Annotated in this window: 13 protein-coding genes; 6 read left to right on the top strand and 7 right to left on the bottom strand. The window is 33.6% G+C overall.

Annotated elements, in window-relative coordinates:
- Window positions 1-59 precede the first annotated feature (59 nt).
- Window positions 60-347 carry an Asp-tRNA(Asn)/Glu-tRNA(Gln) amidotransferase subunit GatC gene (gene gatC / locus NPY00_RS02295; RefSeq protein WP_269020411.1) on the top strand — a complete coding sequence of 96 codons (288 nt, stop codon included), beginning with the start codon at window positions 60-62 and terminating at the stop codon, window positions 345-347.
- A 30-nt stretch (window positions 348-377) separates the two neighbouring features.
- A complete protein-coding gene (gene gatA, locus NPY00_RS02290; RefSeq protein WP_269020410.1) occupies window positions 378-1,862 on the top strand; it encodes an Asp-tRNA(Asn)/Glu-tRNA(Gln) amidotransferase subunit GatA in 1,485 nt (494 codons plus the stop codon).
- A gap of 94 nt (window positions 1,863-1,956) precedes the next feature.
- On the opposite strand, the gene NPY00_RS02285 is transcribed toward gatA, so the two are convergent.
- The 5 genes from NPY00_RS02285 to NPY00_RS02265 all read right to left on the bottom strand — a co-directional run bounded on the left by NPY00_RS02285 (window position 1,957) and on the right by NPY00_RS02265 (window position 6,832).
- The gene (locus NPY00_RS02285) at window positions 1,957-2,667 is read right to left on the bottom strand and encodes an ABC transporter ATP-binding protein (protein ID WP_269020409.1); all 711 of its coding nucleotides are present in this window, start codon (window positions 2,665-2,667) and stop codon (window positions 1,957-1,959) included.
- The gene (locus tag NPY00_RS02280; RefSeq protein ID WP_269020408.1) at window positions 2,664-3,437 is read right to left on the bottom strand and encodes an ABC transporter ATP-binding protein; all 774 of its coding nucleotides are present in this window, start codon (window positions 3,435-3,437) and stop codon (window positions 2,664-2,666) included. The genes NPY00_RS02285 and NPY00_RS02280 overlap by 4 nt, the downstream gene beginning before the upstream one ends.
- Window positions 3,434-4,492: a branched-chain amino acid ABC transporter permease gene (locus tag NPY00_RS02275; protein WP_269020407.1), complete on the bottom strand. Its 1,059-nt coding sequence runs from the start codon at window positions 4,490-4,492 to the stop codon at window positions 3,434-3,436. Before NPY00_RS02275 ends, NPY00_RS02280 begins: the two co-directional genes overlap by 4 nt.
- On the bottom strand, window positions 4,492-5,568 hold the full coding sequence (locus NPY00_RS02270) for a branched-chain amino acid ABC transporter permease (protein WP_269020406.1): 1,077 nt from the start codon (window positions 5,566-5,568) through the stop codon (window positions 4,492-4,494). The genes NPY00_RS02275 and NPY00_RS02270 overlap by 1 nt, the downstream gene beginning before the upstream one ends.
- 130 nt (window positions 5,569-5,698) lie before the next feature.
- Window positions 5,699-6,832, bottom strand: a complete 1,134-nt coding sequence (locus NPY00_RS02265) for an ABC transporter substrate-binding protein (RefSeq protein WP_269020405.1) — start codon at window positions 6,830-6,832, stop codon at window positions 5,699-5,701.
- A gap of 331 nt (window positions 6,833-7,163) precedes the next feature.
- Here NPY00_RS02265 and NPY00_RS02260 point away from each other — a divergent pair, with 331 nt between their 5' ends.
- The 4 genes from NPY00_RS02260 (at window position 7,164) to NPY00_RS02245 (ending at window position 10,145) form a co-directional block, all read left to right on the top strand.
- Window positions 7,164-7,739: a cold-shock protein gene (locus NPY00_RS02260; protein WP_269020404.1), complete on the top strand. Its 576-nt coding sequence runs from the start codon at window positions 7,164-7,166 to the stop codon at window positions 7,737-7,739.
- 115 nt (window positions 7,740-7,854) lie between these two features.
- Window positions 7,855-8,319, top strand: coding sequence for a DUF192 domain-containing protein (locus NPY00_RS02255; RefSeq protein WP_269020553.1), 465 nt, complete (start codon window positions 7,855-7,857; stop codon window positions 8,317-8,319).
- A complete protein-coding gene (locus tag NPY00_RS02250) occupies window positions 8,316-9,089 on the top strand; it encodes an alpha/beta fold hydrolase (RefSeq protein ID WP_269020403.1) in 774 nt (257 codons plus the stop codon). The genes NPY00_RS02255 and NPY00_RS02250 overlap by 4 nt, the downstream gene beginning before the upstream one ends.
- A gap of 843 nt (window positions 9,090-9,932) precedes the next feature.
- Window positions 9,933-10,145 (top strand): DUF3126 family protein, encoded by a 213-nt coding sequence (locus NPY00_RS02245; RefSeq protein WP_269020402.1) that lies wholly within the window; start codon window positions 9,933-9,935, stop codon window positions 10,143-10,145.
- Between the two features lie 43 nt (window positions 10,146-10,188).
- Here the strand turns inward: NPY00_RS02245 and radC are convergent, their stop codons facing one another.
- Window positions 10,189-10,983, bottom strand: coding sequence for a RadC family protein (gene radC / locus NPY00_RS02240; RefSeq protein WP_269020401.1), 795 nt, complete (start codon window positions 10,981-10,983; stop codon window positions 10,189-10,191).
- Between the two features lie 21 nt (window positions 10,984-11,004).
- Window positions 11,005-11,835: a type I methionyl aminopeptidase gene (gene map, locus NPY00_RS02235; protein WP_269020551.1), complete on the bottom strand. Its 831-nt coding sequence runs from the start codon at window positions 11,833-11,835 to the stop codon at window positions 11,005-11,007.
- Window positions 11,836-11,842 lie beyond the last annotated feature (7 nt).

Raw genomic sequence — 11,842 nt, 5'->3', positions numbered from 1 at the left:
TATACAATCACAACATAAAGGGATTAGTATCGAATATTATTCGAAAAGAAAGGCATATTATGTCTATTGATTATAAAACAGTTAAGAAAGTAGCACATTTGGCGCGTATTGCGATTCATAATGATGAGATAGAGCGTGTAACAAAAGAACTTAACTCTATTTTAGAATTTGTAAAACAACTTGATGAAGTTGATGTTAACGGTGTAGATCCATTAACATCGGTCATTCCAACGGCTTTACGAATGCGTGAAGATAATATCACAGATGGGAATAAAGCTGCAGATATTGTAGCAAATGCACCTATAACGGAAGACAATTTTTTTCTTGTTCCAAAAGTTGTTGAGTGATTTTTTATATTTTAAAATTCGAGAAATGATATGACCGATTTAACAACCTTAACGATTGCACAAGCACGTGATGCTTTAACAAAAGGCGAAATCAAAGCAATTGAATTAACAGAATCTTATTTAAAAGCGATTGAATTAGCAAATCCAATTTTAAATGCTTATGTTGAAGTAACAACAGAAAAAGCAATCCAAATGGCTACAGAATCAGATAGCCGACGAGCTAAGGGTCAGGTGGGGATTTTAGAAGGAATTCCACTTGGAATTAAGGATCTTTTTGCAACACAAGATGTTCATACTCAAGCTTGTTCTTATATTCTTGATGGTTTTAAACCTAAATACGAATCAACTGTAACCGCTAATTTATGGAAAGATGGAGCGGTTATGTTGGGAAAGTTGAATATGGATGAATTTGCTATGGGATCATCTAATAAAACATCCCATTATGGACCAGTTATCAATCCATGGCGTAAAAAAGGATCAGATGAAAAGCTTGTACCGGGTGGTTCATCGGGGGGCTCATCAGCTGCTGTTGCAGCACGACTTTGTACTGCGGCAACAGCAACAGATACTGGTGGATCAATACGTCAGCCAGCAGCTTTTACAGGGACAGTGGGTATCAAACCTACTTATGGGCGATGTTCACGATGGGGAATCGTAGCCTATGCTTCATCTCTCGATCAAGCGGGACCTATTGGACGTGATGTGCGTGATTGTGCAATCATGCTTAAGTCAATGGCTTCTTTTGATAAAAAAGATTCAACTTCAGTAAATATTCCAGTTCCTGATTACGAAAATTATATCGGTCGATCAATCAAAGGAATGAAAATTGGTATTCCAAAAGAATACCACATGGAAGGAATATCTTCTGAGATTGTTGAGTTATGGCAAGCAGGTATTAATTGGCTAAAAGAAGCGGGAGCTGAAATTATCAATATTTCATTACCCCATACAAAATATGCTTTACCTACATATTATATTGTATCTCCTGCGGAGGCATCTTCTAATTTAGCCCGTTATGATGGTGTTCGTTTTGGTCTTCGTGTACCAGGAAAAGATATTATTGAAATGTACGAGAATACACGTTCAGCTGGCTTTGGTGATGAAGTTAAACGGCGTATTTTAATTGGAACTTATGTTCTTTCAGCAGGTTATTATGATGCTTATTATCTTAAAGCAGAGAAAGTACGAACATTAATAAAACGTGACTTTGAGCAATGTTTTGCTTCTGGTATTGATTCTATTTTAACACCTACAACACCAACAGCAGCTTTTGGTATCTCTGATGAAAAAGTAAAAAATGATACGTTGGCAATGTATCTTAATGATATTTTTACAGTACCAGTTAATATAGCAGGTTTGCCAGGCATTTCTGTTCCTGCAGGTTTATCATCAGATGGTTTACCATTGGGATTACAGTTAATTGGAAAACCTTTTGCGGAAGAAGTGATGTTTCAAATAGCTCATATCATAGAGCAAGAAGCAGGAATGCTGAGTGCTAAAAAATGGTGGCTATAATAAAAACTTAAACTCTACATCAAAAAGCATCTTTCTAAATATAGAAAGATGCTTTTTATAAATAGTCAGATTTTTAGTTGTAGATATTATATGCTTAACCACCGAGATATGCTTCTTTAACACGAGGATCAGAGAGCATAGATTTTCCTTCTCCGTGGAATAAAATTTTTCCTACTTCTAAAATATATGCATAGTTAGCAATGGAAAGTGCTGCAAACGCATTTTGTTCAATGAGAAGAACAGTTTTTCCCATCTCATTAATTTTTTGAATAATTGAAAAAAGCTCTTTTACAAGAAGTGGCGCTAAACCAAGAGATGGTTCATCTAATATTACCATATCAGGATTGCTCATAAGCGCTCGTCCAACAGCAAGCATTTGCTGTTCTCCACCTGACATTGTGCCACTCAATTGCTTAGATCTTTCACGTAAACGCGGAAATAAATCAAATATCCATTCAATATCGCGAGTAATTCCAGCCTTATCTTTACGGATATAAGCTCCTAACTTTAAATTTTCTAAAACACTAAGATGAGGCATAACACGCCGTCCTTCAGGACTTAATGCTATTCCTAGACGCAAAATCTCTTCTGGTTGTTTTTTTATAATAGATTGATTTTTATAAATAATATCTCCATCAATAGATTTATTCAGCCCGACAATAGAACGTACAGTACTACTTTTTCCAGCACCATTAGCACCAATGAGAGTGACTATACTTCCTTTTTTAATAGATAGAGAAAGATCCTGAACGGCTTTAATAGCGCCATAATGAACATGAAGATTTTTTATTTCAAGAATATTCAATGTATATCTCCACCAAGATAAGCTTCAATGACTTTAGGATTATTACGAATTTCATTGGGTGTACCATGAGCAATGCAACTGCCATACTCTAAAACCCAAAGGTGTTCGCAAAGTCCCATAACAACTTTCATATCATGTTCAATAAGCAAAATTGTAAGATTAAATTCTTTTTTTACTTTTGCTATGAATTGTCTAAGTTCTTCACTTTCTTGAGGATTCATACCTGCGGCAGGTTCGTCAAGAAGAAGTAATTTTGGTTCTGTTGCCAAAGCGCGAGCAATTTCTAAACGGCGCTGTGCACCATAGGGTAAAGTAGTTGCTGGTTGGTCAGCAAGATGATCAAGCTGAAGCCGTTCAAGAAGCTCCATAGCGTTTTTATAAATTCGTTTTTTCTCTCTAATGGCACTTGGTATTAATAAAGTTGAAGCAAACCATGGATATTTTTGTCGAAGGTGAGCACCTACCATTACATTTTGTAGCACTGTTAACCCTGAAAAAAGTCGGATATTTTGAAAGGTTCGAGCAATATGATGTTTACAAATGTTATAAGGAGAAAGCCCACAAATTTTGAAATCATCTAGAAGGATTGTACCACTTGTGGGAGTATAAAACCCAGAAATCATATTAAAAACAGTTGTTTTTCCTGCACCATTGGGACCAATTAATCCAGTAATTGTTTCCCGTTGAACAGTCATATTAATATTATTTACAGCAATCAATCCGCCAAAATTCATGGTAAGATTATTAAGTGAAAGGATGGTGTCTTTCATGACTTCTCCTCACAGTTTGATATTTTTTTTCGTGTTAAAAAACAATAAATTCCATTCCATGAGAATTCACGTTGACCTAACAATCCTTTTCTCCAGAATAAAATAATGACTAACAATAAAAGTGAAAAAATAACCATACGCAAACCAGGTATTCCTGGTATATATATAAATCCTAAATCTAAAGGACTTTCGATAATACGAAACCATTCTAACATTACGGTAATAATAATACTACCAATAATACTCCCTGTAATAGAACCAAGACCACCAGCAACAACAATCATTAAAATATTAAAAGTAAGGAGAAAGTTAAACATTTTAGGATCGATCGTTGAAATCAACGCAGCCATTAAAGCACCGCCAACACCGGCAAAAAATGCACCAACTGTAAAAGAAAAGCTTCGATAGAAAAAAGCATTAACACCCATTGTTTTGGCAGCAATTTCATCATCACGAATGGCACGCAATACATTACCTGTGTTGCTTCTCAATAAAAGAGTAATAAAAATAACTGTAAATGCTAACCAACCATAGTTCCACCACAACGTTGCATCTTGAGGTATCCCTTTTATTCCTAGTGCACCATTCGTTAGAGATGTCGCATTGGTAATCACAACACGGATGATTTCCGCAAAGCCTAATGTTGCAATTCCAAGATAATCTCCGCCAAGGCGTAATATAGGAAGAGCAATTAATAAACCCACAATTGCAGCGCACAAACCGCTTATGACGACAGCAGGAAAAAACGATAATTGCAAATTTTGCAAGGGATCTATTATTGGTTCTAGGATCCACATCATTTCTTTTTGTTCAGGAGAAAGAAGTAAAATGGCACAAACATAAGCACCAATAGCCATGAATCCAGCATGTCCAAGAGAAAACATACCTGTAAACCCATAAATCAAATTGAGCGATATTGCCAATATTGCGTTGATAGCAACGAGATTTATGATACGAAGTGTGTAGTCATTAAAATGGCTATCAGCATAAAATAAAAAACCGATAAATAGTATAATACTAATCAATGATAGAAAAGTAGTTGTTGACTTTGCCATTAAATTTTCTCCTGACTTTTCTTACCCATTAAGCCAGTAGGCATAACTAATAAGATAAGAATTAATAATATAAAGGCAAAAGCATCTCGATAACCGGATAGAGCTGGAAAGAAAGCAATAATCATAATTTCAATAAATCCTAAGAGCAATCCACCCAACATGGCTCCTGGAATTGAGCCAATGCCTCCAATAACCGCAGCTATAAACGCTTTTAATCCAGGAAGAATACCCATATAGGGTTGAATTTGAGGATAACGTAAAGACCACATAATTCCCGCAACAGCTGCTAATGCTGAACCTATAGCAAATGTAAAGGCGATAATTTTATCGACTGAAACACCCATTAAACGTGTCGTTTCAATATCACGAGAAATTGCACGCATGGCGAGACCTGGTTTTGTTTTATGAATGATCCACAATAACAAAACAACGAGAATAAATGAGACAATAGGAACAATAATAGACATAGGAACAATTCGAATAATGTTGCTTGGATCTTCTCCTATATGCCATTGGATTGGTTTTACGAAAAAATCTGGCTGTTTTACACCTTTAGGAACACCACCAAAGAGAACAGTCGCTAAATTTTCAATAAGAAACGAAACACCAATACTTCCTATAAGAGCTGAGATACGTGGGGAATCACGTAAAGGTTTATAAGCAAATTTATCGACAGTAATTCCTATGGTACTTGTGATAAAAATTGAAAAGCAAATAGCTAATATCCAAACTGGTGCAAAATCTTGAGGAGCAATTTGAGAATAATAAATGATTCCCACAATTAGAATAAAAAAAATGCTAATCCAGTAAAGATTAGGCTTGTTTTTAAACCCTATAAACACTGAATAATACATTAAAACAGCTAATAGTATAAGTAACAGAGCAAACCATGCAGGCATAAAGCTAATTGTAGAAAAGAAAACAAAATATGCACCCAGCATAAAAATATCGCCATGTGCAAAATTAATTAATCTCAGGATACCATAAACCATAGTGTAACCAATTGCGATAAGACCATAAAGAGATCCTAATGCAAGCGCATTAAAAAAATACTGGATGAACATTTCAGTGCTCATCTCTTATCCTTCCATATTTGTTAATTCATATTAAAATGAAATATGATGTCTTTAAACGATTTCTTTGAAAGAACAACCCCTTAATGACATCATATTTTTTATTTGATGATTATTATTTTAAACATCTATTTTAAATAGCAGGTTCAATTTCATCTAAATAAACACGCTTTCCATCTTTGATTTCAATTACACCCAAAGGCATTTTAGGGTTATGATTTTTATCCATAGACATGTTACCAAAAGGTGTCATAAAATTCTTCAGTTTACTCAATTCTCTTGTGATATCTTCACGGTCAGCACTTCCAGCATTTTTGATTGCTTCCATAAGCATCATATAGCTTGTATAAGCTAAAACAGAATTCATATTTGTTTCTTTATCAGGATAAGTTTCTTTCCATTCATGGGTAAATTGTCGTGCAGCTTCAGACATATTTTGCATATTTTCATCATAGGAGAGTGTTGTGTGTAAAAATCCTTCTGCAGCCTTTCCCGCAATTGCAACCGTTTCTGGATTATCCATAGCGTCACCACCCATAATACGAAATTTCGCACCTAATTCACGTGCTTGTTTTATTATAATAGCACCTTCGGAAAAATAAGATGTGATAAACAGAACATCAGGGTTTTGTGCTATAATTTGTATAAGAGCTGCTGAAAAATCTTGATCACCAGAATTATAATTTAAATTTGAAACAATTTCACCACCTAACTTTTTGAATGATTTGCTAAAATAATTTGCAAGACCAATTCCATAGTCGCTTGATATATCTTTTAATATTGCTGCTTTTTTTGCGTGTAAACTTTGAATTGCATAAGTTGCAGCTCCTGCGCCTTGATAAGAATCAATAAAACAAGCGCGAAAATAATATTTTTTACCTTGTGTGACGAGTGGATTTGTTGATGATGTTGCAATTGTTGGAGTTTTTGCTTTTTCAGCAACTTCTCCACCTGCTAATGACAATGAAGAACCATAACTCCCAATAATTGCGTTAACTTTATCATTTGCAGTTAAGCGCATAACAGCATTAGCAGCTTCTACTTTATCTGATTTATTATCAATGATAATAAGCTCAACTTTCCTTCCTAGTATTTCTGGAACTTTTTTATGGGCTAATTGTATTCCTGCAATTTCAAGTTGTCCACCAAATGCATTTTGGCCTGTTAATGGAAGATAAACACCAATTTTAATAGGGGAACTTGCATAAGCATTAATTACAAATGCAGTTGCCATACTAGCTATGGTGATAATTTTCCTTAATTTCATTGTGATTTCCCTCATTTTATAATTATAGTTCCTACATTTTAGCTTGGACTGTATTATCACGCAAGTTGTGCATCATAAAAATAATGACTTTGTGGAGGTTTTTTTATCGTCTTGTATTATTTATTAACTGTATGAAATTTTATTCATTTGTTGTGTAAAATATATTACCAAGTGTTTTAAGTATTTAATGACTGATATATTAATATTATAAAACTGAAGACGACAATATGGGGAAATCTTTTCTTGGGTCTTGCGTGTAAACACAAGAGCAATGTTTACTAGCGCAGAAGAATCAATTGGTAAATTTTAGCCTACGGGATCATGCTTAATTATGACGAGTAAGGATGTATTAAGAGATTATTCTTTTGAAAAAGACAATCTTAGTGTTTGTGGTGAAATTATTGAAATTAGCGGTATTGTGAAATGGTTTGACAGTAGTAAAGGATATGGTTTTATAGTTCCTGATTTATCTGGACTTCCTGATATTTTGTTGCATGTTACTATAATGCGACGAGACGGTTTTCAGACAGCTTTGGAAGGTGCAAAAGTTGTTTGTGTTGTTAAACAAACTGAGCGGGGATTGAAATGTGTTCAAGTTAAATCTATTGACTGTTCATCAGCTGTTCACCCATCAGAAATTCCAGCACGTACACGTGTTATTGTTACACCTGAGAGTGGTTTAGAACGCGTAATTGTTAAATGGTTTAATCGTGATAAAGGGTTCGGTTTTCTCAGTCGAGGTCAGGAAACAGAGGATATTTTTATCCATATGGAAACTTTGCGCCGTTTTGGTTTTGCAGAACTTCGTGCTGGTCAAGTTATTCTTATTCGTTTTGGTAAAGGAGATAAGGGATTAATGGCAGCAGAGGTTTATCCTGATATATCATCTCCATTTGCAACACATTAAAATTCAATTTTCATTAAAAAAGATTTTTTATTTTTAAATTTTTATTTAAAGGCAGATCTGGTTTTTGAAATTTTTTAATAGTAAACGAACGCTTCAATTTATATTTATTTTTCATATGTGGATAAATCTAGCTGTAGCAAATAGCCCTGTGCGAATTCCTGTGCATCCAATTCCTTTACAAATAAAAAGTCAGCAAAATGTATTTTCTTATAAAGTAGAGATTGCTTTTTCATCAATTCACTCAATGGCTGGTTTGATGTATCGCACTGACTTTCCTCGTAATCATGCTATGTTATTTAGAAATATGATCAGTGATAAGTCAAAGAATAAATATAAAATTTTTATGTGGATGGCAAATACACCTTTATCTTTAGATATGATTTTTTTAGACTCTGAAGGAATTATTGTTTCAATTGTTGAAAATACGATACCGTTTTCAACAGATATAATTTCATCAGAAGTTCCCGCAATGTTTGCAATTGAAGTTAATGCAGGTGAAGTTTCTAAAAAACAGATACAAATAGGGCAACGTGTTATTCATCCTGTTATTTGTGGAAAATGTGAAAGTGATAAAGAATGACAGCTGAAAATATTCGTTTTTTTAGAAATGAGGATTTACAATTAGCTTATCGTGAAGAAGGAAAAGGGGAGCCTATTTTGTTGATCCATGGATTTGGATCTTCCTCTCGTGTTAATTGGTATGCAACGGGTTGGTTCCGTACTCTTACTGAATCAGGCTATCGTGTTATTGCTCTTGATAACCGTGGGCATGGTGATTCAGATAAAAGTTATGATTCTTCATTTTATACACCCCAAGCTATGGCGAGTGATGCTGTTAAGTTACTTCAGCATTTAAAATTATCTAAGGCTCATGTTATGGGGTATTCTATGGGAGCACGAATTAGTGCATTTATGGCACTTTTGTATCCCACATATGTTCATAGTGTTATCTTTGGTGGTTTAGGTATTGGCATGGTGACAGGTGCAGGGGACTGGAAACCTGTTGCTGAGGCTCTTTTGGCAGAAAATACTTCAACTATTACCAATCCGCGTGGTTTGATGTTTCGTAAATTTGCAGATCAAACAAAGAGTGATAAACGTGCTCTTGCCGCCTGTGTAGTGACGTCAAAACAAGAATTAACACCTTCTGAAGTTCATAAAATAAAACAGCCTGCGCTTGTTGCCGTTGGTTCATTAGATGATATTGGCGGTGAAGCAGAACCCTTAGCAGCTTTACTCCCACACGGTGAAGTTTTACATATCCCTAATAGAGACCATATGCTTGCTGTAGGAGATAAGATTTATAAAAAAGGAGTGGTCGATTTTCTTTCTCGTCACCCTATCATTTAAAATTGTTGATTTCTTATAAAATTATAAAAAATTAAAAAACAGCAAGATATTTTTTATGTTTGATAAGATAAATTTATTCAGAATTCTTAATATCGTTATGTAAAATTAACTATAATGACGGAAGAGAATCCATATAATACATCTCAATTTCATGCTTTTTGCAATTTAATAGTTTGCATACAAAAATAAAATAAATTGTTAATTTTAGTATAGTATTTTAGTTTTTTGTTTTCTCATCAGATTGTAAATATCTATATCTTATATTTTTCTATAATAATTTTTTATGTTACGATTTAAAAAAAATATGATGAATGTTATTAATCTGTCTGTGTTTGGAATTTTGTTGTCCACAACTGAATTTAATTAACTTGTTTTCCATTTTAATTTTTTCTTAGTTTTTGTAAAAAAATGACAAAAAGATTTGATTTAGTTTTTGCAAGATAATTCCTTTGAAACTTCTTACTAATTTTTATTAAATAGGAATGTTTGTGATGAGAGTAATGTTTATAACTAAAAATTGTTTTAGATAGTGAAATTAAATTTGTGATGAATACAACAATTTTTGTTTATCGTTATCTATAATAGAGTTTTTCAATATAAAAAAATGATAAAAAGCTAAAAGTTCTAATCAACTTATTATTTTTAAAACTTATCTAGTTATGTTTAATAATTATAATTTTTTAAGAAAGTTGTTTTTTCAGTTTTGAAATTTTTCTTTTTTAAACATGAATAAGATGTTTGAATATTGAGACTAAAAATTTTTATTATTTTATAAAATTTTGTAGCAATGTTTTACCTACCAACAAGAAATTGTTTGAGAATATTAAAATATAGGAGAGCGCGGTGAATACTGATGAAATAAAAAAACTTGATAATTATTTAAAAACCACATTCCAAAATTCAGCGTTGCAGGTAAAAGCGCGGCCTAAAAAAAATGACTCTTGTGAGGTGTATATTGGAAATGAATTTTTAGGGATCATTTATCGAGATGAAGATGAAAACGAATTATCTTATAATTTCTCTATGGCTATATTAGATATTGATTTAGAAAATTGATGTGTGAATGCGAAGAGAATAAGTTTTTTGTGTTTAACTCGTTTTATATAAGTTTTAATGCTTTAAAACTTACATGACTATTACGTGAAATAATGAGATGGTCATGAAGAATAATCCCTAAAGCGTTTGCTACATCTTTTAACCTGTATGTCATAGATATATCTGCTTGAGAAGGTGAAGCATCGCCTGAAGGGTGATTGTGAACTAAAATAAGTCCTGATGCGGACAATTGCAAAGCACGAGAAATAACTTCACGGGGATAGACCGGAGTGTGATCAACAGTTCCAGTTTGTTGTACTTCATCAGAGAGAAGACCATTTTTCTTATCAAGAAACAAGATACGAAATTGTTCACGTGTTTCATGAGCCATAACAGCTTTACAATAAGCTAATACTTTATCCCATGATGAAAGAATATCACGTTTAAATAATTGTGCACGAGTAAGACGTCCTGCAACATCTGAAATAATTTTCAAATCGATTGCAGTAGCGAGACCGCATCCTTCAACTTCTTGAAGTTGATGAATATCTGTATTCAACACATCAGCTAATGAACCAAAGCGCTCTATTAAATTTTTAGCTATTGGTTTTGTATTTGCTCGAGGAATGGTGCGGAAAAGCAGCAATTCAAGATATTCATAATCTTCAATTGCATAACCTTTTGTCTTTAAATAGCGCTCACGAAGACGTTGACGATGTCCTTTATGATGTTTGTGTGTTTGCGACTTTTTTTGAATTTTTTCATTTTTTATTTCTGGGATTGAATCAAATAAAGCCCTTTCGGTTTTTGCAAAATAACTGCTTTTAACCATTTCATTTTTATTTGATTGTTTTGCCATGGCATCTCTACATTATTTTACTTAGGAATGCGAGTTTGAAATGTAAAAAATATTTTTAGGAGATTGAGTAAATATTTCATATCCTTCACTTGTTACACCAATTGTATGTTCATATTGTGCACTAAGAGAGCGATCACGCGTTACTGCAGTCCAGCCATCAGATAAAATTTTAACGTGTGGTTTACCAAGATTAATCATTGGTTCAATTGTAAATATCATACCTTGTTTAAGTTCTTCACCTTCTCCAGCTTTCCCGTAATGAAGAATATTGGGTGCATCGTGAAAAAGTTGACCTATTCCATGACCGCAGAAATCTTTAACAACAGAGCATCGTTCTGATTCCGCATAACGCTGAATAGCTTCACCAATATCACCAGTTGTTGCTCCAGGTTTTACTACAGCAATTCCTCTCATCAGACTTTCATGAGTAATTTCTAATAAACGTTCTGCAGCTCGTTTGATTTTTCCAACTGGATACATGCGACTTGAATCTCCATGCCAACCATTGAGAATAAATGTAACATCAACATTGACAATATCACCTTCCTGCAAAGGTTTTTGATTTGGTATTCCATGGCAAACAACGTGATTTATAGATGTACAACATGAGTGACTGTATCCATGATAATTTAAGTCAGCGGGTAGAGCATTTCGTTCTACACCAAAAGCAAAAACAAAATCATCAATTTCTTGCGTTGTAATCCCAGGTTTAATGATTTCCGCTAGCATATCAAGACATTCTGCTGCAATACGACCAACTTTACGCATTTCAGCAAAAGCATAATCATCAAAAATACGAATTTGTCCATTAAGTTTTAAAGGAGCTTTATTATATTCAACGTAATTAACCATTTTTTTG

The organism is Bartonella sp. F02 (assembly GCF_026929975.1).
Taxonomy (GTDB): Bacteria; Pseudomonadota; Alphaproteobacteria; order Rhizobiales; family Rhizobiaceae; genus Bartonella.
Note: the sequence above shows the minus strand (reverse complement) of the source record. Positions and strands in the feature narration are given on the sequence as shown.